At 64.0% G+C, this 23,563-nt stretch carries 21 protein-coding genes; 12 read left to right on the top strand and 9 right to left on the bottom strand.

Annotated features, from left to right (window positions below; translation table 11 throughout):
• Positions 1 to 25: 25 nt before the first annotated feature.
• The 7 genes from pnp to FN835_RS10730 form a co-directional block, all read right to left on the bottom strand.
• Complete coding sequence (pnp, locus tag FN835_RS10700) at positions 26 to 2,173, bottom strand: polyribonucleotide nucleotidyltransferase (protein ID WP_142663217.1); 2,148 nt, start codon at positions 2,171 to 2,173, stop codon at positions 26 to 28.
• A 266-nt stretch (positions 2,174 to 2,439) separates the two neighbouring features.
• Entirely contained in the window at positions 2,440 to 4,137 is a 1,698-nt protein-coding gene (mqo, locus tag FN835_RS10705) for a malate dehydrogenase (quinone) (protein WP_221930411.1), read from the bottom strand.
• Positions 4,138 to 4,365: 228 nt separating this feature from the next.
• Positions 4,366 to 4,635: a 30S ribosomal protein S15 gene (rpsO, locus tag FN835_RS10710; RefSeq protein WP_142663219.1), complete on the bottom strand. Its 270-nt coding sequence runs from the start codon at positions 4,633 to 4,635 to the stop codon at positions 4,366 to 4,368.
• A 144-nt stretch (positions 4,636 to 4,779) separates the two neighbouring features.
• Entirely contained in the window at positions 4,780 to 5,646 is an 867-nt protein-coding gene (locus FN835_RS10715) for a calcium-binding protein (protein WP_142663220.1), read from the bottom strand.
• Positions 5,647 to 5,729: 83 nt separating this feature from the next.
• Positions 5,730 to 6,242 (bottom strand): DUF1643 domain-containing protein, encoded by a 513-nt coding sequence (locus FN835_RS10720; RefSeq protein WP_425467468.1) that lies wholly within the window; start codon positions 6,240 to 6,242, stop codon positions 5,730 to 5,732.
• Positions 6,239 to 6,892: a YggS family pyridoxal phosphate-dependent enzyme gene (locus tag FN835_RS10725; RefSeq protein ID WP_142663221.1), complete on the bottom strand. Its 654-nt coding sequence runs from the start codon at positions 6,890 to 6,892 to the stop codon at positions 6,239 to 6,241. The genes FN835_RS10720 and FN835_RS10725 overlap by 4 nt, the downstream gene beginning before the upstream one ends.
• Positions 6,893 to 6,961: 69 nt before the next feature.
• Entirely contained in the window at positions 6,962 to 7,927 is a 966-nt protein-coding gene (locus FN835_RS10730; RefSeq protein WP_142663222.1) for a porin, read from the bottom strand.
• A 456-nt stretch (positions 7,928 to 8,383) separates the two neighbouring features.
• Between FN835_RS10730 and FN835_RS10735 the strand changes: the two genes are divergently transcribed.
• The 5 genes from FN835_RS10735 (at position 8,384) to FN835_RS10755 (ending at position 14,136) form a co-directional block, all read left to right on the top strand.
• Complete coding sequence (locus FN835_RS10735) at positions 8,384 to 8,848, top strand: DUF3576 domain-containing protein (protein ID WP_142663223.1); 465 nt, start codon at positions 8,384 to 8,386, stop codon at positions 8,846 to 8,848.
• 63 nt (positions 8,849 to 8,911) lie between these two features.
• Entirely contained in the window at positions 8,912 to 11,449 is a 2,538-nt protein-coding gene (gene leuS / locus FN835_RS10740; protein WP_142663224.1) for a leucine--tRNA ligase, read from the top strand.
• On the top strand, positions 11,436 to 11,930 hold the full coding sequence (gene lptE, locus FN835_RS10745; protein WP_142663225.1) for an LPS assembly lipoprotein LptE: 495 nt from the start codon (positions 11,436 to 11,438) through the stop codon (positions 11,928 to 11,930). Before leuS ends, lptE begins: the two co-directional genes overlap by 14 nt.
• Positions 11,927 to 12,955 carry a DNA polymerase III subunit delta gene (gene holA / locus FN835_RS10750; RefSeq protein ID WP_142663226.1) on the top strand — a complete coding sequence of 343 codons (1,029 nt, stop codon included), beginning with the start codon at positions 11,927 to 11,929 and terminating at the stop codon, positions 12,953 to 12,955. The genes lptE and holA overlap by 4 nt, the downstream gene beginning before the upstream one ends.
• Complete coding sequence (locus FN835_RS10755; RefSeq protein WP_142663227.1) at positions 12,952 to 14,136, top strand: BaiN/RdsA family NAD(P)/FAD-dependent oxidoreductase; 1,185 nt, start codon at positions 12,952 to 12,954, stop codon at positions 14,134 to 14,136. The genes holA and FN835_RS10755 overlap by 4 nt, the downstream gene beginning before the upstream one ends.
• Here FN835_RS10755 and FN835_RS10760 read toward each other — a convergent pair.
• The gene (locus FN835_RS10760) at positions 14,115 to 14,702 is read right to left on the bottom strand and encodes a glutathione S-transferase family protein (protein ID WP_142663228.1); all 588 of its coding nucleotides are present in this window, start codon (positions 14,700 to 14,702) and stop codon (positions 14,115 to 14,117) included. The two genes, FN835_RS10755 and FN835_RS10760, sit on opposite strands and share 22 nt — an antisense overlap.
• Before the next feature lie 122 nt (positions 14,703 to 14,824).
• Here FN835_RS10760 and FN835_RS10765 point away from each other — a divergent pair, with 122 nt between their 5' ends.
• The 7 genes from FN835_RS10765 to FN835_RS10795 all read left to right on the top strand — a co-directional run bounded on the left by FN835_RS10765 (position 14,825) and on the right by FN835_RS10795 (position 22,896).
• Entirely contained in the window at positions 14,825 to 16,072 is a 1,248-nt protein-coding gene (locus FN835_RS10765) for an MFS transporter (protein WP_142663229.1), read from the top strand.
• Between the two features lie 117 nt (positions 16,073 to 16,189).
• Positions 16,190 to 17,164, top strand: a complete 975-nt coding sequence (locus FN835_RS10770; protein WP_142663230.1) for a glycosyltransferase — start codon at positions 16,190 to 16,192, stop codon at positions 17,162 to 17,164.
• A 65-nt stretch (positions 17,165 to 17,229) separates the two neighbouring features.
• Positions 17,230 to 18,429 carry an MFS transporter gene (locus FN835_RS10775; RefSeq protein ID WP_142663231.1) on the top strand — a complete coding sequence of 400 codons (1,200 nt, stop codon included), beginning with the start codon at positions 17,230 to 17,232 and terminating at the stop codon, positions 18,427 to 18,429.
• Positions 18,416 to 19,447 (top strand): glycosyltransferase family 4 protein, encoded by a 1,032-nt coding sequence (locus tag FN835_RS10780; protein ID WP_142663232.1) that lies wholly within the window; start codon positions 18,416 to 18,418, stop codon positions 19,445 to 19,447. The genes FN835_RS10775 and FN835_RS10780 overlap by 14 nt, the downstream gene beginning before the upstream one ends.
• The gene (locus FN835_RS10785) at positions 19,444 to 20,058 is read left to right on the top strand and encodes a glycosyltransferase family 29 protein (protein WP_142663233.1); all 615 of its coding nucleotides are present in this window, start codon (positions 19,444 to 19,446) and stop codon (positions 20,056 to 20,058) included. Before FN835_RS10780 ends, FN835_RS10785 begins: the two co-directional genes overlap by 4 nt.
• Positions 20,059 to 20,158: 100 nt before the next feature.
• Complete coding sequence (locus FN835_RS10790; protein WP_142663234.1) at positions 20,159 to 21,181, top strand: aspartate-semialdehyde dehydrogenase; 1,023 nt, start codon at positions 20,159 to 20,161, stop codon at positions 21,179 to 21,181.
• An 86-nt stretch (positions 21,182 to 21,267) separates the two neighbouring features.
• A complete protein-coding gene (locus tag FN835_RS10795; protein ID WP_142663235.1) occupies positions 21,268 to 22,896 on the top strand; it encodes a DUF4139 domain-containing protein in 1,629 nt (542 codons plus the stop codon).
• A gap of 9 nt (positions 22,897 to 22,905) precedes the next feature.
• Here the strand turns inward: FN835_RS10795 and FN835_RS10800 are convergent, their stop codons facing one another.
• Entirely contained in the window at positions 22,906 to 23,547 is a 642-nt protein-coding gene (locus tag FN835_RS10800; protein ID WP_142663236.1) for a 5'-methylthioadenosine/S-adenosylhomocysteine nucleosidase, read from the bottom strand.
• Between the last annotated feature and the right edge of the window lie 16 nt (positions 23,548 to 23,563).

Raw genomic sequence — 23,563 nt, forward strand, 5'->3', positions numbered from 1 at the left:
CGTCATTTCACAAGAGGACAGGCGATTACTCGCTCTGTTCTTCCTCTTTCTTCTCGGCCACGATTTCCGCGCCGGTTTCCTGATCGACCATCTTCATGCCAAGGCGAACTTTGCCGCGGTCGTCAAAGCCCAGCAGCTTGACCTTGACCTCTTGGCCTTCCTTCAGCAGCTCGTTGGGGTGGTTCAGGCGCTTGTTCGCGATTTGCGACACGTGAACCAGACCATCGCGCTTGCCGAAGAAGTTCACGAAGGCGCCGAAATCGACCAGCTTCACGACTTTGCCGATATAGATCTTGCCCTCTTCCGGCTCGGCCACGATCGAATAGATCATGTCGTAAGCCTTCTTGATCGAATCGGCATTGGCCGACGCGATCTTGATGACGCCATCGTCGTTGATGTCGACTTTCGCGCCCGAGGTTTCCACGATCTCGCGGATGACCTTGCCGCCCGAGCCGATCACTTCGCGGATCTTGTCGGTCGGGATGGTCATCGTCTCGATGCGCGGGGCGTGTGCGCTGAATTCGCGACGGCCTTCGGTCAGGGCATGGGACATCTCGCCAAGGATGTGCATCCGGCCATCTTTCGCCTGCGCCAGCGCCTGCTCCATGATCGCGGGCGTGATGCCAGCAACCTTGATGTCCATCTGCAACGAGGTGATGCCGGCCGAGGTGCCCGCAACCTTGAAGTCCATGTCGCCAAGGTGATCTTCGTCACCCAGAATGTCGGTCAGGACCGCATATTTGCCGTCGCTTTCCAGGATCAGGCCCATGGCGACGCCAGCAACCGGCGCTTTCAGCGGAACACCTGCATCCATCATCGACAGCGAACCGCCGCAGATCGACGCCATCGAAGACGAGCCGTTCGATTCCGTGATCTCGGACACGACGCGGATGGTATAGGGGAAGTCGGTCGGTGCGGGCAGCACGGCTTGCAGCGCGCGCCATGCCAGCTTGCCGTGGCCGATTTCGCGACGACCGGGCGAACCCACGCGACCCACTTCGCCGACCGAATAGGGCGGGAAGTTATAGTGCAGCAGGAAGTTCGAACGCGAGTTGCCGTGCAGCGCGTCGATGATCTGTTCGTCATCGCCGGTGCCCAGCGTGGTCACGACCAGCGCCTGCGTTTCGCCACGGGTGAACAGCGACGAACCATGGGTGCGCGGCAGCACGCCCACTTCGCTGTCGATGGCGCGGACGGTGCGGTTGTCGCGACCGTCGATGCGGGCGCCACCGTTGATGATGTCACCGCGCAGGATGCCCGATTCCAGCTTTTTCAGCGCCGAACCCAGGTTGATGTCGGCCAGTTCTTCTTCGGTCAGGCCCGCTTTGACCTTGGCCTTGGTGGCCTCGACGGCGTCGTGACGCTCACCCTTGTCGCGCAGCGCATAGGCGGCGCGCATATCGGCCTCGCCCAGCGATTTCACGCGGGCATACAGCGCGCTGTAATCGGGCGACTGGAAGTTGAAGGGCTCTTTTGCGGCGACTTCGGCCAGATCGATGATCAGGTCGATGACCGGCTGCATCGCGTCATGGCCGAATTTCACGGCGCCCAGCATTTCTTCCTCGGTCAGCTCATAGGCTTCCGATTCGACCATCATCACGGCGTCTTTGGTGCCCGCGACGACCAGATCCAGACGCTGTTCCGGGTTGGAACGCAGGTGGTCCATATCCGCAACTTCGGGGTTCAGGACATATTCGCCATTCGCGAAACCGACGCGCGCCGCGCCGATCGGCCCCATGAAGGGCACGCCCGAAATGGTCAGCGCAGCCGAAGCCGCGATCATTGCCACGATGTCGGGATCGTTGACCAGATCATGCGACAGCACGGTGCACATGACCAGAACTTCGTTCTTGAAGCCCGAGGCGAACAGCGGACGGCAGGGACGGTCGATCAGACGCGCAGTCAGCGTCTCTTTTTCGGTCGGGCGCGCTTCGCGCTTGAAGAAGCCGCCGGGGATCTTGCCGGCAGCGTAGTATTTTTCCTGATAATGCACCGTCAGCGGGAAAAAGTCTTGGCCCGGCTTCGGTTCTTTCGCGAAAGTGACGTTGGCCATGACGCTGGTTTCGCCCAAAGTGGCGATGACCGAGCCGTCTGCCTGACGGGCAACCTTGCCCGTTTCCAGCGTGAGCGTTTCCTGGCCCCACTGGATCGATTTCTTCACTTCATCAAACATCTGATTTCCTCTGGGCGGCGCCAGCCCTCTGGTCGCGCCCGTGTTGTCTGGCGGCCCCATTGCCGCCTGCCCCTATCCTTTGCATGTGCCCCGAGGCATGGGCGGCACGTCACAGATGGCCGCGCAATACAGCAAAACTTGAGGTTTGGGAAGTGGTTTGCAGGACGGGCCGCGCCGCGCGCGTGTGCGCGCAGCCGTGCATACACCCGCCCAAACGAAAACGCCCGCAACCGATGCTGCGGGCGTTTCCCTGCGATTGGGGTAGCTTACAGCGCCATGTCCGGCACGCGCACGACCTCGCCCGTTTCGGTGGGGGCGTCGGGCAGGTTCGCGGCCACGCCGTCAAGAACGGGCGAGGCGATCGCCAGATCCAGACGCGCCTCGGTCACCGCCCAGACGCGGGCCACGGCAGCCGGATCGTCGTTCAGCGCGGTGCCATAGCTCGGCACGATCTGACGCACACGCTCTTGCCATGCCGGGGTCGCCAATTGGTCTGCAAAGACCTTTTCCAGCAGGTTCAGCATGATCGGCGCGGCGGTCGAAGCACCCGGCGATGCGCCCAGCAGCGCCGTGATCGAGCCATCTGCCGAGGACACGATCTCGGTCCCCAGTTTCAAAACGCCACCCTTTTCGGCATCACGCTTGATGATCTGGACGCGCTGACCGGCCTGCCACAGGCGCCAGTCTTCATCCTTGGCTTCGGGCAGGTATTCGCGCAACGCGTTCATGCGATCTTCCTGCGACATCATCAGCTGACCTGCCAGATATTTGACCAGATCGAACTCGGTCCAGCCGACGTTCAGCATAGGCCAGATATTGTCCAGCGTGACCGAAGCGGGCAGATCCCAAAGCGAGCCATTCTTGAGGAACTTGGTCGAGAAGGTGGCAAAGGGCCCGAACAGCAGCACCTGCTTGCCGTCCAGCATCCGCGTATCCAGATGCGGGACCGACATCGGGGGCGAACCGACGCTGGCCTTGCCATAGACCTTGGCCAGATGGCGGCTGACGATTTCGGGCTTTTCGCTTACAAGGAACGACCCGCCGACCGGGAAGCCCGCATAGTCGTCGCCTTCGGCAATGCCCGAAAGCTGCAGCAGCGGCAGCGCACCACCCCCGCCGCCAAGGAAAACGAATTTCGCGTTCACGACTTCTTCGGTGCCCTCGGCAAGGTTCTGCGAGGTGACGCGCCAGCTTCCGTCTTCGTTACGGAAGATCGCGCGGACCTCATGGCCGGTGCGCAGCACGAATTCCTGCTGGCTTTGCAGGAATTTGACGTATTGGCGGGTGATCTCGCCAAAGTTCACATCCGTGCCCAGCGGCGAACGGGTCGCGGCCAGTTTCTGCGCCGGATCGCGGCCCTCCATCATGACCGGCATCCATTCGGTCATCTTGGCGCGGTCGGTGGTGAACTCCATTCCGGCGAAAAGCGGGCTGGCCTTCAGCGCCTCGAACCGCTTGCGCAGGTATTCGATATTCTCATCGCCCCAGACAAGGCTCATGTGCGGGGTCGAGTTGATGAAGCTGCGCGGGTTCTGCAGCACGCCCATTTCGACCTGATGGCTCAGGAATTGACGGGTGATCTGGAACTGTTCGTTGATGTTGATCGCGCTGGTGATCTGGACGTTGCCGTCCTTGTCTTCGGGCGTGTAGTTCAGCTCGCACAGCGCCGAGTGGCCAGTCCCTGCATTGTTCCAGCCGTTCGAGCTTTCTTCGGCCACGGCGTCCAGCCGCTCGATCATCTCGATGGTCCAGCCGGGTTCTAGCTGATGCAGCAGCACGCCCAAGGTCGCGCTCATGATGCCGCCGCCAACCAGCAGGACATCGACATTGCGTTCGTTGGTCTGCGCGCGGCCCTGAGTCGCGGGAAGATAGCTGATCGCGGCTGCGGCAAGGGCCGAGCCAAGCAATTGGCGGCGAGTCAGGGCGATCCGCGGGCGTTTTTCATTTTGGGAAGATTGCGTCACGGGTAGGCCTTTCTGTCGCATTGCCTCCCTGCCGCGCCTCATATATGGGCCGCGCGACGCTTGCAAGACGGCATCCGATTGTATGCCAAACGTGGTTTACGTGGACCTGCTGGCTGCGCGGTATGCGGCTTTGGCACAGCCCAGACCCGAAACTTTCGATCATGATCTGCCCAAAAGAAAACGCCCGCGGCTTTCACCACGGGCGTCGTTCCTGCGAACCGGCTGGGATCAGCGGCGCAGACCCAGTTTGCCGATCAGGTCGGTGTAACGGGCTTCGTCCTTGCGCTTCAGATAGTCCAGCAGCTTGCGGCGCTGTGCGACCAGCTTGAGCAGACCACGACGCGAATGGTTGTCTTTCTTGTGGGTCTTGAAGTGCTCGGTCAGGGTCGAGATACGCGACGACAGGATCGCAACCTGAACCTCGGGCGAACCGGTGTCGCCTTTCGCGGTCGCGAATTCGGTCATCACGCGGTTCTTTTCTTCAACAGTGATCGACATCGGGGTCTCCTTTCAGAAACAAAGGGTTATGGCGCAGGCCGGGATGTCGTCCAGCTCAGGCCCGTGGAGATAGCCCATGGGATTCGGCCCCAAAGGATGGGCGCGTATAGATGGATTTTTCCAAGAAATAAAGGCTTTTCTGCGTCAGCGATGCGCCGGCCTAAGCACGACATCCGCAGCGCGCAATCCGGTATCGCCCAGAACCTGCGCGATGGCAATGCCGTCCAGCCGGATCACCGTGACGCCTTCGACGATGTCCAGCGTCACCTGCGGCGCCGGGACATCCTGCAGCGGCTGATAATGCAGCACGATCAGATCCTCGGAACGGTCGTAATCTGCGATGATCGGCACGCCTTCGCCCGGCTCGTCCAATACGAAGCGATCCGCGCCCGTGCCACCCTCGGCGAAATCGCCTGCGCCGGGATGAAGCGCGTCATTTCCCGCCCCGCCATGCAGCCACGCCCGACCCGGCTGGGTCGATCCGTGCAGCACGTCATCCCCGTCACCGCCGTCCAGATCATCCTGCCCCGCACCGGCGATCAGTGTGTCGTCACCGGAATTGCCGGAAATCCAATCCTGCCCCGGCCCGCCGGACAGCAGATCATCCCCCTCTCCGCCAAAGATCGTGTCGGAACCGCGACCACCATGGACCGTATCGTCGCCCCCCTGCCCGGCCAATGAGTCGTCGCCATCACCGCCTGCGATATAATCGTTGCCACCGGGGCCATCGTCATCGTCGCCATAGACCCAATCGTCACCCGCGCCTGCCAGCAAAGTGTCGCCGCCAAAGCCGCCATGCAGGTCATCATTGCCTGCATATCCGCGAAGCAGATCATCGCCGTCACCGCGCGCCAGCCAATCCGCGCCCGGCGTGCCGTTCCCGGTTTCGCCCTCGGCTTCCTCCGGGGGATCGGGCTCCTCATCCTCGGGCGCGGACGCGGCTCGTGCGCCGGTCACATCGACCGCAAGGCCCGCAAGCAGAAGCGCGATCAGGCTGCCCAGCAGCAACATGGCAATACTCGCAAGAATCGATAAACTGTCAGGACAGACTAGGATGCCCGGATCAGCCCCGCACTTCCTTTGCGAATAAAGGGTTAACTCCACTCCGACAGCGGCAAATTGCGGGGGCAATACAGCGGATGACGCGGTGCACCTGCTTGGGTCAGGCCCAGGTGCAGCAGGGGGCGGCCGGTCCGACACAGCAGCGCCTGGACCTGAACATCGCGTCCGGCCAGCGCACCATGGGCACCCCAAGCGCAGATCACGCGGTCTGACCACAGCGCGGCGCGGCGGATTGCGGCATCATTGCCGGGACCGACCGGATCGGGACTGCTACGAAGTTCGGCCGGGAAAGTCGCGCGCCACGCGAACAGGTTGACGATGCGGAACGCCCCTGCCCCTTCGTCCCTTGCGCGGGTTTCGCAACGCGCGATCGTCGGGTCATTGCGCCGGTGATCCGCGGTCGAGGGATTCAGCATGACGAATGTCAGCCGCGGCCCATCGGCCCAGATGCGCGTCAGGGCAAAACGATAACAGCCGCAGCGGGAAAACACCGCGCTGGAGCGCCGGTCACCTTCGCGATGGCGGCGTGTGATCGTTGAGATCAAGCGTAGCTCCGCGCCCCGAAGATCGCGCTGCCGACGCGGATATGGGTCGCGCCCTCGGCTATAGCGGTTTCGAAATCCGCGCTCATGCCCATCGAAAGGCCGGAAAGCCCGTTGCGGGCGGCGATGTCGCGCAATTGGCGGAAATGCGGAACGGCGTCCTGATCTTCGGGCGGGATGCACATCAGGCCAGAAAGCGGCAGGTCCATTTCGCGACAGCGGGTGACAAAGGCGTCGGCATCATCGGGCAGAATCCCGGCCTTTTGCGGTTCTGCCCCGGTGTTGACCTGCACGAAAAGCTGCGGACAAGCCCCGCGCGCCTGCACCTGACGCGCCAGCTTTTCGGCAAGCGAGGGGCGGTCCAGCGTGTGGAAGGCGTCAAAAAGCTCCAGCGCGGTTTTCAGCTTGTTGGTCTGCAACGGGCCGATCATGTGCAGTTCGACGCCCGGAAAGCGGTCGCGCCAAGCGGGCCATTTGCCCGCTGCCTCTTGCACATAATTTTCGCCAAAGACGCGATGACCCGCGTTCAGCACCGCTTCGACCCGATCCGGGGGCTGAACCTTGCTGACGGCGATCAGGTGAACGCTACCCGGCGCGCGCCCGGCAGCGGTTTCGGCGGCCGCGATGCGGCGGGAAATGTCATCAAGCTGCATGGTGCCAGATTTCCAAAAGAAAAGAGCGGGCACAAGGCCCGCTCTTCCGTAATTCCGGGTCCCGAAGGATCAGAATTTGAACTTGACGCCCATGTCGACAACGGTGTCGTCCAGGTAGTCGGTGTCGACGATGCCGCCGGCCAGAACAGCGCCGCCGCCCAGGTCGTAGTCAGCGCCGATGCCGAACGAGTCGTACTTCTCGGAACCAGCGGTACCGAACAGGTCATACTTGTCCTGACGCCAGAAGCCTTTCACAAGGATCGCGTCCATCTGGTACGAACCTGCCAGGCCAGCGGTGTACTCGAGCTCGTTCAGATCGCCATCAAAGGCGTCTTCGTAGTCCATGTACACGCCTTTGATGGCGAAGTTGTTGAAGGTGGCTTCAGCAGCCAGACCGATTTCTTTGGCTTCGTCGTGCTTCGAGTACGACAGAGCGGCCCAGAAGTTCGAGCCTTCGTATTTCGCGGCCAGCGAGTATGCCAGCTCGTCCGACAGACCGCCATCCGTGTCAGCACCAACGGTGGTGAACCAATCGGTGTCCGAACCATCGGTCATCGACGCGTAGAGCGAGATGTTGTTGACGGTGTATTCATACAGAGCGGTCGGGCCTTGGTCGAGGTTGTTGCCGTCGCCGACCAGGAAGCTGATTTCTTCCACGTCGCCAGCGAACGAACCATCGGTGTAGCCGACTTCGTACAGGTCGCCGATCGCAGCTTCAGCAGCGCCGACAACGTCACCCATCGACAGTTTGCCGTAGGTGCCCGAAACCCAAACCGAACCACCGGTGCCGCGAGCGGCCGAGCGGTAGTCGTTCGAGCTGTAGTTTTCTTGGTCGACACGGAACGCACCGCCGAACGACAGGCCAGCATCCGACTCACCCGTCAGGGTGAATTTCACGCGGGCGCGGCTCGAGAACTGAACGTCGTTGCCGTCATAGATCATACCCATGCGGCCGTCGCCCGAAACGGCGACTTCTGCGGAGGCGAAGCCAGCCGACATCACCAGGGCGCTGGTGGCGAAAAGAACCTTTTTCATGGTTTTCCCTCTTGTCTCTCTCGTGTGCCCCACCCGGATGACCGGCTTGGGGTATGGCATGTTGTGTCGCGCTTTCGTCCGATCAATGCAACGGATTCACACCGGGCCAATCTGTTTAGCAACTGCTGTGATGCACATGGGCCACACCCGCAGAATGGGGCCGATCCATGCCACTGCGCGGACATGCAAGTCATTACGACTGATAAGAATTACGACTTTTGCAGGCTTTTGGTGCATGGGCGCGGAATGTCGGTTGCATCGCGGCCTGCTGCCCTTGCGCACCACCCTGCCGATCCCCATGGCGGGGTGCAGGGCACGGTTTTGCGACATAAGCTGACGCTTTCCTGCCATGGAATCAGCCTTGCGCCGTCACGGGCGGATGACGCGGCCCCGCTCTTGTCGCTTGGGCATGAATTGCGCTATGGCAAATCCCAAGGACGATCCGGGGGATGACAGATGACCAGACGCGCCGCACGGCTGACCGCCGCCCTGTTTGTGACCGCGGGGCTTGCCGCCTGTTCCGGTGGTGGCTCGGCCAGCCAGCAGCAACAGCAGGCCGCCCAGCCCGAACGCGAGTCGACGTTCTGGGACCTGTTTTCGAATCGCCGCGATCCCAATGATACGGTCGCGGTGAACAAGTATCTGTGGAACGCCAGCCTTGAGGTGCTGAACTTCCTGCCGGTCCAGACCATCGACCCGTTCACCGGCGTCATCGTCACCGGCTACGGCACGCCGCCCGGCGGTGGCCGTTCCTATCGCGCGACGATCAAGGTATCGGACCCGGCGCTGGACGCACGCGGGCTTAAGGTGTCGCTGCAGGGTGCGGGCGGCAGCGCCGTGGCACCCGATACCGTCCGCGCCGTCGAGGATGCGATCCTGACCCGCGCCCGTCAGCTGCGCGCGCAAGACCGCAATCTCTGACGCTGGACCTGCGCGCAAGCAACCGCTAATACCCTGCGGGCAATCTGACGCCCGGAGGTTCCCATGCCCTATGATCCCGCACACAGCGAAAAACGCTGGCAAGAGGCATGGGAGAGTGCGGACACCTTCCGCGCGGTTCGCGACGAGCGGCCCAAGTATTATGTGCTTGAGATGTTCCCCTATCCCTCGGGGCGTATCCATATGGGCCATGTGCGCAACTACACGATGGGCGACGTGGTGGCGCGGTTCAAACGCGCCCAAGGCTTTTCCGTGCTGCATCCGATGGGCTGGGACGCATTCGGCATGCCCGCCGAGAATGCCGCGATGGAGCAGGGTGGCCACCCCCGCGACTGGACCTATGGCAACATCGCCACCATGCGCGAGCAGTTGAAGCCGCTGGGCCTGTCCATCGACTGGAGCCGCGAATTCGCCACCTGCGACGATACCTATGTGCATCAGCAGCAGTCGATGTTTCTGGACATGCTGGAGGCCGGGCTGATCTATCGCAAATCCGCGATGGTGAACTGGGATCCGGTCGATATGACCGTGCTGGCCAACGAACAGGTCGAGGATGGGCGCGGCTGGCGTTCCGGTGCGCTGGTCGAACGGCGCGAACTGACGCAGTGGTTCTTCCGCATCTCGGATTACTCGGACGAGCTTTTGACCGCGTTGGACGGGCTGAATGGCTGGCCGGAAAAGGTGCGGCTGATGCAGGCCAACTGGATCGGCAAATCGCGCGGGCTGCAATTCAGCTTTGCAACCGTGGATGCCCCCACAGGTTTCGACGCGATCGAGGTCTATACCACACGCCCCGACACGCTGATGGGGGCGTCCTTTGCGGCGCTGTCGCCTGACCACCCGCTGATCAAGCATCTGGCCGAGACGCGCCCCGACATCGCTGCTTTCTGCGAGGAATGCCGCCGCATCGGCACGACCGAAGAAGCGATCGAAACCGCGCCCAAACTGGGCTTCGACACCGGACTGACCGTTCGGCATCCGCTTGATCCGGCGTGGGAATTGCCGATCTGGATCGCCAATTTCGTGCTGATGGATTACGGCACTGGCGCGATTTTCGGCAGCCCGGCGCATGACGAGCGCGACCACGAATTCGCCACGAAATACGGGTTGCCGATCCGCGCGACCTTCGGGCCTAAAGGCGCAACGCTGGCCGATGCGGATGCGCTGATCGCCGATGCGCCCTATGTCCCGCTGAAATCGGAAGCGGTGACCTATGTGCGCGGTTTCGCGGGCAATGCCGATCAGACCGGCGAGGAGGCGGTGGCTGCCGCCATCGCCCATGCCGAGGCTGAGGGTTACGGTCAGGGCGTCACCAAGTTCCGCCTGCGTGACTGGGGCATCTCGCGTCAGCGCTATTGGGGCTGCCCGATCCCGGTCGTACATTGCGACACCTGCGGCACGGTCCCCGAAAAGAAAGAAAACCTGCCGGTCATCCTGCCGCAGGACGTGACCTTCGACGTGCCCGGCAACCCGCTGGACCGCCACCCGACATGGCGCGACGTGCCTTGCCCGGTCTGCGGCAAGGCGGCGCGGCGCGAAACCGACACGATGGACACCTTTGTCGATTCGTCGTGGTATTATGCGCGTTTCACCGCGCCGCACGCCACGACGCCGACCGTGGCCGAGGATGCCGATTACTGGATGAACGTCGATCAGTATATCGGCGGCATCGAACACGCGATCCTGCACCTGCTGTATTCGCGTTTCTTTGCCCGCGCGATGGTCAAGACCGGGCATCTGCCTGAAAAATCGAAGGAACCCTTTGACGCGCTGTTCACGCAGGGCATGGTCACGCATGAGATATACAAGACCACCGACGAACGCGGCCGGGCGGTCTATCACCTGCCGGAAAGCGTGACCGACGGCAAACTGGCGGATGGCACGGTGGTCGAGATCATCCCCTCGGCCAAGATGTCCAAGTCGAAAAAGAACGTCGTGGACCCGGTGAACATCGTCGAAAACTTCGGTGCAGACACCGCGCGCTGGTTCATGCTGTCCGACAGCCCGCCCGAACGCGACGTGGAATGGACCGCTGCCGGGGCCGAGGCGGCGAACAAGTTCCTGAACCGCGTCTGGCGTCTGGCCGATGATGTCCCCAAGGCGGGCGAGGATGCCGACCTGATCCGCGCCGCCCATCGCGCGATTGCCGATGTGACCAAAGCGATCGAAGGGTTTGCCTTCAACAAGGCCGTCGCGAAACTTTACGAGCTGGCCAATGCCATCGGCAAATCGCAGGCGGGCGGCGAACAGCGCCGCGAAGTGCTGCGGATTCTGGCGCAGCTTCTGGCGCCGATGGTGCCGCATCTGGCCGAAGAGGTCTGGTCGAACGCGGGCGGGCAGGGCATGGTCGTGGATGCGGCCTGGCCCAAGGCGGACCCCGCGCTGCTGGTTTCCGACAGCGTGATCCTGCCCATCCAGATCAATGGCAAGCGCCGCGCCGAAATCGAGGTGCCCAAGGACATGCCCAAGGAACAGATCGAAGCGATGGTGCTGGCCGATGAAACCGTGCTGCGTTTCATGGAAGGTGCGCCGGTGAAAAAGCTGATCGTGGTGCCGGGGCGGATCGTCAATGTCGTTGTCTAGGCGCGCGTTCCTTGTCGGCTCGGTGGCGGTTCTGACCGTCGCCGCCTGTGGCTTTGCCCCGGTCTACGGTCCGGGCGGCACGGGCACACGGCTGCAGGGCAAGGTGCGCACCGCCGATCCCAAGACGCCGGACGACTTCGCCTTTGCGGGCCGTATCGACGAACAGCTTGGACCGGATGACACCGCCGCCTATGAGCTGAGCTGGCAATTGCGCATCGCCGTGGTGCCGCAGGCGATCACGCCTGACGAAATCACCACGCGCTATGCGCTGAACGGCAGCGCCGATTACATCCTGAGCGACATGACGACCCAGCGCGCCGTGGCGCGCGGACAGGTCAGCAGCTTTACGTCCTATTCCACGACCGGCACGACCATCGCCACAATGGCGGCCGAACAGGACGCGCATGAACGGCTGGCACGGCTTTTGGCCGATCAGGTGGTGACGCGGCTTCTGGCCATCGACCCCACGCAGATCCCATGATCCTGAAGGGCGGGGAAATCGCCCGTTATCTGGCGCGTCCCGACCCGACGCGTCCTGCGCTGCTGATCTATGGTCAGGACGCGATGCGCGTGGCGCTGAAACGGGCCGAGGCCGTCAAGGCGCTGGTCGGCGAAGGCGCCGAGGAAGAGATGCGACTGTCCCGCCTGCCGGGCGCGGATCTGCGCAAAGACCCGGCGGCGCTGCTGGATGCGGTCAAGGCAGTGGGCTTTTTTCCCGGTCAGCGCGTGGTGCTGGTCGATGACGCGCCGGATGCGGCGGCGCCTGCGATCACCTCGGCCATAGGCGAATGGCGTTCGGGCGACGCGGTGATCGTGGTCGCGGCAGGAGGCCTTCCCAAGTCATCGGCACTGCGCAAGCTGTTCGAGCCGCATCCTGCCGCGGTCACGGCCCCGATCTATGACGACCCGCCGGGCGAAGAGGAGATCGGGCGGTGGCTGCACGACGCAGGGCTGCGCGATGTTCCCCGCGATGCGATGCGCGATCTGATGTCGCTTTCCCGCGCGCTGGACCCCGGCGATTTCCGCCAGACCGTCGAGAAGATCGGGCTTTACAAACATGGCGATGGCGCGCCACTGACGCCTGCCGAGATTGCGGCGCTGGCCCCGGCGACGATCGAGGCCGAAGTGGATGATCTGATCGATTGCGTGGCCGATGGTCAGGCCAAGCAATTCGGCGCGCTGATGCGCCGGATCGAGGGGCAGGGCATCGCCCCCACAACCATCTGCATCGCGGCGCTGCGGCATTTCCGGGCGCTGCATACGGCGTCTTCGGATCCCGGCGGACCGGGTGCGGGTCTGGGCAGGCTGCGGCCTCCGGTCTTTGGCCCGCGCCGCGACCGGATGATGCGGCAGGCGCAGGGCTGGGGCATGATTGCGCTGGAAGACGCGATCCATCAGCTGATCGATACGGATCTGACCTTGCGGTCTTCGTCGAAAGCGCCGGCGATGGCGGTGATGGAGCGGATGCTTTTGCGGCTTTGCATGATGCCGCGGGGCGGGCGATGACCGCGCTGGTCATCGGCGCCGGTCCCGCCGGGCTGATGGCCGCCGAGGTTCTGGCCGGGCAGGGCGCGCGCGTGGTGATAGCCGAGGCGATGCCCACGCCTGCGCGCAAGTTCCTCATGGCCGGGAAATCCGGGCTGAACCTGACCAAGGATGAACCGGACGCGGCTTTTGCGGCGCGGTTTTCCGGGGCGCTGCCCCGGACCCCGGAGTATTTCGGGAACCGAGAACTGGGGCCGCGCGATGTCATGGATTGGGCGCGCGGGTTGGGGATCGAGCTGTTTACCGGCTCGACCGGGCGGGTGTTTCCGGTGGGGATGAAGGGATCGCCGCTGCTGCGGGCCTGGCTGGCACGGCTGAGCGGGCAGGGCGTCGAGCTGCGCACGCGCTGGCGCTGGAGCGGTTTTCAGGGCGCGGGCTGGCGCTTTGAGACACCGAACGGTGCAGAGGTGCTGCATCCTGCGGCCGTCGTGCTGGCACTGGGCGGCGCAAGCTGGCCGCGGCTGGGATCGGATGCCGCCTGGGTGCCGTGGCTGGCGGGCAGGGATGTGCGGATCGCGCCGTTTCGTCCGGCGAATATGGGGTTCCGCATCGGTTGGTCGCCGCAGATGGCGCGGCATTTCGGTCAGGCTGTCAAGGGCACGGCGATCACGGCGGGCGACCTGAGCAGTCGCGGCGAATGGGTCGTGACCGCCCAAGGCATCGAAGGCGGCGGGGTCTATGAGGTCGCCGCCGCAATCCGCGACGGTGCCGAGGCGTGGGTCGATCTGGCCCCGGATTTGTCCGTGCAGGAATTGGCGCGGCGGCTGGCGCAGGCCCCGGCCAAATTGTCCGTCGGCAACCGTCTGCGCCGCGTCCTGGGTGATCCGCTTCGCGCCGCCCTGTTGATGGAATGGGGCCAGCCATTGCCTCAAGACCCCGCGCCGATGGCCGCCCGCGCCAAGGCTTTGCGCCTGTCCCATGCAGGCCCAATGGGCTTGGAGCGCGCCATATCTTCGGCCGGTGGGATCATGGCGGAGAGCTTGACCGAGAACCTGGAATTGCGCGCCATTCCCGGCACGTTCGTCGCGGGTGAGATGTTGGATTGGGAAGCCCCTACCGGGGGCTATCTGCTGACGGGATGTCTGGCGCAGGGCAGGCGGGCAGGGCTGGCCGCTGCCGCCTATCTGGCCGCCGCGCGCTGATAGGCCGGGCGGGCGCGCATCATGTCCAGAAACTTGGTCAGGCGGTGTTCGGTGATCGGGAAACGCGCCGACAGCGCCCATGTCAGGCAATGCGCCAGAATGATGTCGGGAACGGTCGGCTGATCGCCCATCAGAAAACCGTCCTCGGCCATGCGATGAACCAGCGTGCGCTGGCTGCGTTCGAATTCCCAGCGCAGCGTGTTCTTGATAGCCGAAAGGCGCATCTCCTCGGGCAGGACGAAGCTGTGGCGCGCGGCCAGCCACAGCGCTGCGTCGAATTCGTCCAGAATGAACTGGGTCAGGCTGTCCTGCCGCGCCCGGTCCAGCGTGCCTGAGGGATGGGTCAGCCCACCATGGCGATCGGCCAGATAGGTCAGGATCGCGGTGGAATCGGTGATGGGCGTGCCGTCCACGATCAGCACCGGAACCTTGCCCGCCGGGTTGAACGAGGTCACGCCTTCAGAATGCGGTGCCAGCGGCATATGTTCATACGGCAACGAAAGTTCTTCGAGCATCCAGACGACGCGGAAGGCGCGGCTTTGGGCGGTGCCGATGACCTGATACATAGACGTCCCCCTGTTGTTGCGATCAGGCTAACGCCGGGCGCAATGGCAGGCAATGCACGCCGGGCATTGACGCCGTGCCATACAAGGCGCAGGAATTGCCCATCCCGCCAGGAGAGACTGTCATGTCCACGGCCCGCGCCTCGATCTTCACGCCCGTTCTGATCGGCGGTTCGCTGATCCTGCTGATCAATTTCGCACTGCGCGCCAGTTTCGGCGTGTTCCAGATTCCCATCGCGCAGGAATTCGGGTGGCCGCGGGCCGAATTCAGCCTGGCCATCGCGATCCAGAACCTTGCATGGGGCATCGGCCAGCCGATCTTTGGCGCGCTTGGGGAACGCTGGGGTGATCGCTGGTCGATCATCATCGGGGCGTTTCTGTATTCGGCGGGGCTGATTCTGACGGCATTCGCCAGCGATCCCACCTCGATCCAGCTTTTGGAAATCATCGTGGGCTTTGGTGTCGCAGGCACGGGCTTTGGCGTCATCCTTGCGGTCATCGGGCGGGCGGCCAGCGATGAAAACCGCAGCCTTGCGCTGGGGATCGCCACCGCAGCCGGTTCCGCCGGTCAGGTCTTCGGCGCGCCCTTGGCCGAGATGCTGCTGGCATTCTATTCGTGGCAATCGGTCTTTATCATCTTTGGCGTGCTGGTGCTGTCCTGCCTGTTCTTCCTGCCCATGCTGGGGAACGGCAAGCCCGCAACAAGGTCCGAGCTTGAAGAAAGCATGGGCAGCGTGCTGCGCCGCGCCTTTACCGACCCGTCATACCTGATGATCTTTGCGGGGTTCTTTTCCTGCGGCTATCAGCTGGCCTTCATCACGGCGCATTTCCCGGCGATGATTACCGAGATGTGCGGCCCCATCGCGCCGGGCGGCACGCTGGCCAGTATCGGGATCACTACCACATCGGCCCTTGGGGCTGCGGCGATTTCACTGATCGGGCTGGCCAATATCGGGGGTGCGATTCTGGCCGGATGGCTGGGCAAGCGCTACAGCAAGAAATACCTGCTGGCCGGGATCTATACGCTGCGCACCATTGCGGCGGCGGTGTTTATCCTGACGCCGATCACGCCGACCACCGTCATCGTCTTTTCGCTGTTCATGGGCGGGCTGTGGCTGGCCACCGTGCCGCTGACCTCGGGACTGGTCGCCTATATCTATGGGCTGCGCTATATGGGCACGCTTTACGGGTTCGTATTCCTCAGCCACCAGCTGGGCAGCTTTCTGGGCGTCTGGCTGGGCGGCAAGATGTATGACACTTACGGCGATTATACGCTGGTCTGGTGGGTCGGCGTGGGCGTCGGCGCGTTCAGCGCGCTGATCCATCTGCCGGTGCGCGAAGCCCCGGCCCGCCCCCGGACTGTTGCAGCATAGCATAAGGGCTTTATGTCCGTGCCGTCGATGCGTGCGACCCGGCTTTTCCGGCATGACAAGCAGGAGTAAGACGGATTGACCTGTCCGGGAATTGGCCCGGACATCAAGGATTCGCGGATGGAGAAGCTGGCTGACGCCGCGTCGGTAACGACGACGCTGGGGACTGATACCCAGCCGATGCCGCGTCAGGTCTCGATCCTCATGGCGGTCTATCAGGGGCAGACCTATCTGCCCGTGCAACTGCGCAGCCTGATCGAACAGCACTGGCAGGACTGGCACCTGATCGTGGGCGACGACGGATCTACCGATCGCAGCCGCAAGATCCTTGACGATTTCGCGGCCGAGCTTGCCCCCGGTCGCGTTCGAACGGTGCCGGGACCGCGTGCGGGCGCTGCCGCCAATTTCCGCGCGCTGCTGGATCAGGTTCCCCCCGATGCGACCCATATCGCCTTTTGCGATCAGGACGACGCATGGGACGCCGAAAAACTGTCGCGCGGGATTCAGGCGCTGCCCGAACATGTCCCGGCCATCTGGTGCAGCCGTGTCGTCGTCTGCGACATGCGAATGCAGCCCTTGTCCCTGTCGCCGCTGCCGCGTCACAAGCCATGCTTTCGCCATGCGCTGATGCAGAACCTTGTGCAGGGCAACACGCTGCTGATGAACCGCGCCGCCTATGACATCGTGCGCGCCGCCAATGCCGAGGCGGGGCCGGTGGTCATGCATGACTGGTGGATTTACCAACTGGTGACGGGGGCGGGCGGGCAGGTGATCTATGATCCGTTGCCCTCGGTGCTTTATCGGCAGCATGGGGCGAATGTGGTCGGAGCGAACAACCGCCTGATCTCGCGCCTTGGCGGGCTGAAGCGGATGTTTGCCGGAACCTATCGCGAATGGAGCCGGACGAACCTTCAGGCGCTTGTCGCATCGAAACACCGCCTGACGCCGGAAAACCGCGCGCTGCTTGAACAATTCGCCGCGCTGCACGGATCGTTCCCCCAGCGCGTCGGCGCATTGCGGCGGGGTGGGTTCAGGCGGCAGGGGCGGGTGTCGCAGGCCGCGCTATGGCTGGCGGTCCTGCTGCGCCGCAGCTAGGGCACGGGCTTGCGTCGGCGCGCCAGATCGACAAGTCTCCGCCGACCATAACACGAGTTCATGCCATGCGCCTTATGCTGTCGGGCGGGATCGCCAGCCTGATCCTTGCCTATATGCTTAGCCAGTTCTATCGCGCCTTTTTGGCCGTGCTGGCCCCCGTCCTGCATCAGGAACTGGGCGCTGGCCCCGATGATCTGGCGATCAGTTCGGGACTGTGGTTCATGGCCTTTGCGGCGATGCAACTGCCGATCGGCTGGGCGCTGGACCGTTTCGGCCCGCGCGAAACGGTCGCGACGCTGCTGGCGCTTGGCGGCGCGGGCGGGGCTGCGGTCTTTGCGCTGGCGCAGGCGCCGTGGCACATCCACATCGCGATGGCACTGCTGGGCATCGGTTGCGCGCCCGTGATGATCGGCAGCTTTTTCATCTTTGCCCGCATCCTGCCCCCGACGATGATGAGCACGGCAGGCGGCATCGTCGTGGGCCTTGGGTCGCTGGGCAATATCCTTGGCGCGGCCCCGCTGGTCTGGGTGGTGGGCCAGCTTGGCTGGCGCATGACGCTGACAGGGCTTTCGCTGGTGACGCTGGGGGTGGCTTTGCTGTTGCTGGCGCTGGTCAAGAACCCCCCGGCCCCCGAAGGAAACCATCCCAAAGCCTCGTTGCGGGAATTGTGGAAGGTGCGCGAGCTGCGGCTCATCCTGCCGCTGCTGGGCGTAACCTATGCCGGATCGGCCTGCATCCGCGGACTTTGGGCCGGGCCATATCTGTCGCAGGTCTTTGGTGCCAGCGACCAGCTGATCGGGCTGGTCACGCTGGGCATGGGGCTGGCGATGGTCACGGCCAACCTGTTCGTCGGGCGCATCGTGCGGCTGTTCGGGTCGGATAAGCGCACCTCGATCGCGAACAACACGCTGCTTTGCGCAGTGCTGGCGACGCTGTGGCTGGCACCGGGTCTTAGCCTTGGGCTGTCGGCGGTGTTGCTGGTGATGGTCTGCATCTCGGACAGCTCATATTCGCTGATGATGTCACATGGGCGCGCATTCCTGCCGCCGCATCTGGTCGGGCGGGGGATCACGCTGCTCAACATGACCTCGATCGCGGGGGTGGGGGTGATGCAGTTCATCTCTCGTCCGGTGTATCTGGCGGCGTCGGCCCGCCATGCGCCCGCGACGGCTTACGGTTACATCTTTCTGCTGTTCCTGATACCCGTGGTGATCGGGCTGGTGCTTTACCTTTTCAGCCCCGAGGATCGCCATGCCCGATATTGATGTCGTTGCCCCGAACCTGAAACGCCGCCTGTCGGGCGTCACCGCGACCGTGGTGCGCCTGATCCCGGTGCAGGCGCGGATGATCGGGATCGTGGCGACCGGGCCGGGGCTGCCGCCCGAGCTGCCGCATATCCCGCTGTCCCGCGCGGCGACGCTGCCACGCGACCGCTGGCGGGTCTGGCACGCGCGCCGTAATACGGAAATGGTGCTGGGCCTGCTGCTGCGCCATGTGCTGCGGCGGCGTTACCGACTGCTGTTCACATCCGCCGCGCAGCGCAGGCACAAGCGGTTCACCCGCTGGCTGATCCGCAGGCAGGATGCGCTGATCGCTACCTCGCCGCAGGCCGCCAGCTATCTTGAGCTTCCGGCCACGGTGATCCTGCACGGCGTCGACCTAAGCGTGTTTCACCCCGCGCCCGACCGGGCGGCGCTGCGGGCGGAACTGGGCTTTGCGCCCGACGATATCGTCATCGGCTGCTTTGGGCGGGTCCGTGCGCAAAAGGGCGTCGATCTGCTGATGCAGGCCGCGCTGCGGCTGTTTCCCGACCGACCCCGCGCGAAGCTGATCTTTTCGGGCCGGGTCACAGCAGACAATCAGGCCTTTGCCGATGATCTGCAGGCGCAGATCGCTGCGGCGGGCCTGTCGGACCGCATCCGGTTTCTGGGCGAGGTGCCCTGGGAACAGGTGGTCCGCAATTACCAGTCGCTGGACCTGTTCGCCGCCCCCGCCCGTTGGGAAGGGTTCGGCCTGACCCCGCTGGAGGCGGCGGCCTGCGGCGTCCCCACCGTCGCCGCCCGCGTCGGCGCCTATGAAACGCTGATCCGCGACGGGGAAACCGGCAGTCTGGTGGCACGCGAAGACGCGGATGCCCTGACCGAAGCCTTGGCCTATTGGCTGGACAATGACGCGGCCCGCGCGCAGGCGGGACATTCCGCCCGCGCCCATGTTCAGGCCAATCACGCGATCGAGGGCGAGGCGCAGGCCATCGTCCAGATCTACCGAAAGCTGCTGTCTTGAACCGTCTGCGCTTTCTGGCCGCGCGCACCCTGCGGGATGAAGCTGCGCTGCAAAGCCTGTCCACACATCAATCCGCAGTGCTGAACGATCTTGCGGGCAAGCATGTGGCGCTGGTCGGGAATGCGCGGGCGTTGGCCGATACCTCGCAAGGGGCGCTGATAGATGCCGCCGATCTGGTCATCCGCATCAACCGCGCGCCCATGCCACAGGCCCGAAGCCACGGCGCGCGCACCGATTGGCTGGCGCTGGCCACGCGGCTTGGCGCGCAGGACCGCACCCGCATCGCGCCGGGGCGCATCCTTTGGATGTCGCCCAAGCGCAAGCGGCTGGACTGGCAGACGGCGACCAGCCCCGGCTTTTATCTGCACCCCTTGGCCGACTATGCCGCGCTGAAAACGCAGCTTGCCGCGCCCCCGACCACCGGCGCGATGATGATCGATCTGATCGCGCGTTCGGATGCCGCGCGGCTGGACCTGTTCGGCTTTGACTTTTTCGCCTCGCTTTCGCTGTCGGGCAGCAGGACCGCCGATCAGGTTCCGCATGACTTTTCCGGCGAATCCGAATGGGTGCATCGGTTGATTTCGGCAGATCGCCGGATAGTTCGTCATTAAGACTAAAAATCGCCGTATCATCAGACAAATCGCCGGAATCTTGCTTTCCCTTTCCCCGGAATAGCCCTATATCGCGGCGTCTTATGTGAGGAGACCCCAGATGGGCTACAAGGTCGTTGTCGCCGGCGCCACGGGGAACGTGGGCCGCGAAATGCTGAACATCCTGGCTGAACGCCAGTTCCCTGCCGATGAGGTTGTTGCTCTGGCTTCGCGCCGGAGCATTGGCACTGAGGTCAGCTATGGCGACATGACCCTGAAGTGCAAGGATATCGAGGGTTTCGATTTCACCGGCTATGACATCGCGCTGTTCGCCATCGGCTCGGACGCGACGAAAACCTATGCCCCGATCGCGGCAAGCCAGGGCTGCGTCGTCATCGATAACTCGTCGCTTTATCGCTATGATCCGCAGATCCCGCTGGTCGTGCCGGAAGTGAACCCGGATGCGGTCGAAGAATACCGCAACAAGATGATCATCGCGAACCCCAACTGCTCGACCGCGCAGATGGTCGTGGCGCTGAAGCCGCTGCACGACCGTGCGCGGATCAAGCGCGTTGTCGTGTCCACCTATCAGTCGGTTTCCGGCGCGGGCAAGGATGGCATGGACGAGCTGTGGAACCAGACCAAGGGCATGTATGTCCCCGGTCAGGAAGTCGAACCCAAGAAGTTCCAGAAACAGATCGCCTTCAACGTGATCCCGCAGATCGACGTCTTCCTTGATAGTGGCGACACCAAGGAAGAATGGAAGATGACGGCGGAAACGAAAAAGATCATCGATCCGTCGATCAAGGTGACCGCGACCTGCGTGCGCGTTCCGGTCTTTGTCGGCCATTCGGAATCGGTCAATGTCGAGTTCGAGGATTTCCTGGACGAAGACGAAGCCCGCGACATCCTGCGCGAAGCACCGGGCATTCTGGTGATCGACAAGCGCGAGCCCGGCGGCTACTCGACCCCCGTCGAATGCGTGGGCGATTTCGCGACCTTCGTGTCGCGCATCCGTCAGGACGTGACGATCGAAAACGGCCTGAACATGTGGATCGTGTCCGACAACCTGCGCAAAGGCGCGGCGCTGAACGCGGTCCAGATCGCGGAACTGCTGGGCAATCGCTGCCTGAAAAAAGGCTAAGCGGAAATCGGGGCGCCCTTCGGGGCGCCTCTTGCATTTCGGGCGCGACTTTCCGACCCTTGCCGGGAAATTTTCCGGGGGTTCCCATGCGCCATTTTCTGATCACCACCGCCATTCTTGTCGCAAGCCCCGCCTTGGCGGAACGGTATGAGGCCGCAGCCCCGGTCCGCGCCGCAACGATCTATCCTCAGGGGGCCAGCGTCACGCGCGAAGTCACGCTGGACCTGCCGCAAGGCGCGCATGAACTGGTCATCCCCGGCCTGCCCGATGGCACCGATCCCGCCACCCTGCGCGTCAACGCAACGGGCGCGGTCGTGGGCGCAGTGGGGTTCCAGCAGACACGCGCCCTGCCCGCGACGCCTGCGAAATCCCCGGCACTGACCGCAGCCGAGGATGAGGTGCGCCGTCTGGAAACAGCGCTGGCCGAACGCGACGCCAATGTCGCCCGCATCCGCGCCCGATCGGACGCCGCCGAGGATACGGTGAAATTCCTGATGGCGCTGGCGGAATCAGATGGCGCGGGCAGTCAGGACATCGCCGCCATCGCCAGCGCCGTAGGCCAGCAAGTGCTGCAGGCGCGCCAGACCATGATCGAGGCGCAGGCCGAAATCCGCAGTGCCCAGATCGGCCGTGACGATCAGGTGGCCGAATTGGAACGCGCGCAAGCCCGGCTGGACGCGCTGCGCGCCCCTGACGGGGAGCAGGGTGCGCTGGTCATTGCCGTGCAGGGGCAGGGCGGTCCCGCGACGCTGCGCATCTCCAGCATGACCGATGCGGCGGGCTGGCAGCCGGTCTATGACCTGTCGCTGTCGCAGGCCGATGAAAAGGTGGTGCTGGACCGCGGGCTTCTGGTCGCGCAGGAAACCGGCGAGGACTGGAGCGACGTGCGTCTGGTCCTGTCCACCGCGCAGCCGCTGGACCGCGCGCATCCCTCAGAATTGTCGCCCATGTTCCCGCGGATCGGGGATGAGGCCAAGCTTTATTCCCGCGCCGCCCCAGCCGAAGATCGGATGGCCGAAATGGCGCAGGGCTATGCGCCGGAGATGGTCCCCGCCCCCGAAGTGGCCCCGTCCGCGCTGCAAGGTTTCAGCGGCGAAACCGTGGTCTATGATTACCCCAGGCCGGTCAATCTGCGCGATGGTGCCGATGCGCTTCGCTTGCCCATGGGCGCGTTCACGCTGGACGCCAAGGTGCTGGCCGAGGCCGTGCCGCGCGGCGACGACCGCGCCTTTCTGGTGGCGGATGTGGTCAACACCTCCGGCGCGATCATCCTGCCGGGCGATGCGACCTTCCATGTCGATGGCGGCATGGTCGGACGCGGCACATTGGAGCTGACGGCTGCGGGTGATGAGGCGACTTGGGGCTTTGGCAAGCTGAACGGCATTCTGGTCGAACGCCGCCTGCCAACCGAAACCGAAGGCGGGTCGGGGATCATCAGCCGCTCCTCGGAAAGACGAGAGGAGGCGCTGCTGCGCATCCGCAACCTGACCGACCGCGAATGGCCGCTGCGGGTCATCGATCAGGTGCCGGTTTCCACGCAAAAGGATCTGCGCATCGACTGGACCGCGACCCCCGCGCCGGATGAAACCGACCCGGATGGCAAGCGCGGCCTGCTGGTCTGGAACCGCGGCATCGCGGCAGGCGAAACGCAGGATATCACCCTGACCACGACCCTGCGCTGGCCCGAAGGTCAGGTGGTCAGCGGTCCGTATTGATGCTGGGCGCTAGCCCGCCGTGAACGTGCCAGCGGCTAGGGCATCGGCCAAAAGATCGACGGCCTCGGCCAGCCGTTCATCGACGATATGCAGATACTGGGTCCAGTTATCGACATGGGTCAGTTCCTCGGCCCCGTCGGAAATACCGCGCAGCCCGATCAAGGGCAGGCCGAAATGCTGGCAGGCGCGCAGAACGGCAAACGTCTCCATATCCACCATGTCGTCGGGGATCGCATCATAGGCAACGCCGCTGACGATGCTGGCCCCCGTCGCCAGACTCGCCGAGGGCAGACCGGGCAATTGCGGCAGTGCGACCCGGATGGGCAGGTCCAGCAGGGGCGTCTGACCTTTCGGAAATCCCAGCGCCGAGGCGTCCATGTCGCGATAGGCCACCTCGCGCACCTGATAGACCTGCGTTTGCTCAAGCGCGCGCGACCCGGCCGAACCAAGCGATACCACCAGCCCCGGCAAACGGCCCGCCGCCCGCATCTGCGACAGGGCTGCGGTCAGTTGCACCGCCGCCTCGACCGGGCCGATGCCGGTCATCAGCGGAGTGATGCGACGGCGCAGATGCGGCCCATATTCCGCATCGACCGCCATGACGAAAAGAACGTCGTGGCCATTCAGACGGTCGGGCGTCAGGTCGTGCATCTTGCTCTCCGATATT

Source organism: Paracoccus laeviglucosivorans (genome assembly GCF_900182695.1).
In the GTDB taxonomy this organism is placed as follows: Bacteria; Pseudomonadota; Alphaproteobacteria; order Rhodobacterales; family Rhodobacteraceae; genus Paracoccus; species Paracoccus laeviglucosivorans.

Excerpts from the sequence above, each read along its gene's own strand:
- pnp (WP_142663217.1), bottom strand. The coding sequence starts at position 2,173 with ATGTTTGATGAAGTGAAGAAATCGATCCAGTGGGGCCAGGAAACGCTC.
- rpsO (WP_142663219.1), bottom strand. The coding sequence starts at position 4,635 with ATGTCGATCACTGTTGAAGAAAAGAACCGCGTGATGACCGAATTCGCG.
- FN835_RS10715 (WP_142663220.1), bottom strand. The coding sequence starts at position 5,646 with ATGTTGCTGCTGGGCAGCCTGATCGCGCTTCTGCTTGCGGGCCTTGCG.
- FN835_RS10725 (WP_142663221.1), bottom strand. The coding sequence starts at position 6,892 with ATGCAGCTTGATGACATTTCCCGCCGCATCGCGGCCGCCGAAACCGCT.
- FN835_RS10730 (WP_142663222.1), bottom strand. The coding sequence starts at position 7,927 with ATGAAAAAGGTTCTTTTCGCCACCAGCGCCCTGGTGATGTCGGCTGGC.
- FN835_RS10735 (WP_142663223.1), top strand. The coding sequence starts at position 8,384 with ATGACCAGACGCGCCGCACGGCTGACCGCCGCCCTGTTTGTGACCGCG.
- leuS (WP_142663224.1), top strand. The coding sequence starts at position 8,912 with ATGCCCTATGATCCCGCACACAGCGAAAAACGCTGGCAAGAGGCATGG.
- lptE (WP_142663225.1), top strand. The coding sequence starts at position 11,436 with ATGTCGTTGTCTAGGCGCGCGTTCCTTGTCGGCTCGGTGGCGGTTCTG.
- holA (WP_142663226.1), top strand. The coding sequence starts at position 11,927 with ATGATCCTGAAGGGCGGGGAAATCGCCCGTTATCTGGCGCGTCCCGAC.
- FN835_RS10755 (WP_142663227.1), top strand. The coding sequence starts at position 12,952 with ATGACCGCGCTGGTCATCGGCGCCGGTCCCGCCGGGCTGATGGCCGCC.
- FN835_RS10760 (WP_142663228.1), bottom strand. The coding sequence starts at position 14,702 with ATGTATCAGGTCATCGGCACCGCCCAAAGCCGCGCCTTCCGCGTCGTC.
- FN835_RS10765 (WP_142663229.1), top strand. The coding sequence starts at position 14,825 with ATGTCCACGGCCCGCGCCTCGATCTTCACGCCCGTTCTGATCGGCGGT.
- FN835_RS10770 (WP_142663230.1), top strand. The coding sequence starts at position 16,190 with ATGGAGAAGCTGGCTGACGCCGCGTCGGTAACGACGACGCTGGGGACT.
- FN835_RS10775 (WP_142663231.1), top strand. The coding sequence starts at position 17,230 with ATGCGCCTTATGCTGTCGGGCGGGATCGCCAGCCTGATCCTTGCCTAT.
- FN835_RS10780 (WP_142663232.1), top strand. The coding sequence starts at position 18,416 with ATGCCCGATATTGATGTCGTTGCCCCGAACCTGAAACGCCGCCTGTCG.
- FN835_RS10790 (WP_142663234.1), top strand. The coding sequence starts at position 20,159 with ATGGGCTACAAGGTCGTTGTCGCCGGCGCCACGGGGAACGTGGGCCGC.
- FN835_RS10795 (WP_142663235.1), top strand. The coding sequence starts at position 21,268 with ATGCGCCATTTTCTGATCACCACCGCCATTCTTGTCGCAAGCCCCGCC.
- FN835_RS10800 (WP_142663236.1), bottom strand. The coding sequence starts at position 23,547 with ATGCACGACCTGACGCCCGACCGTCTGAATGGCCACGACGTTCTTTTC.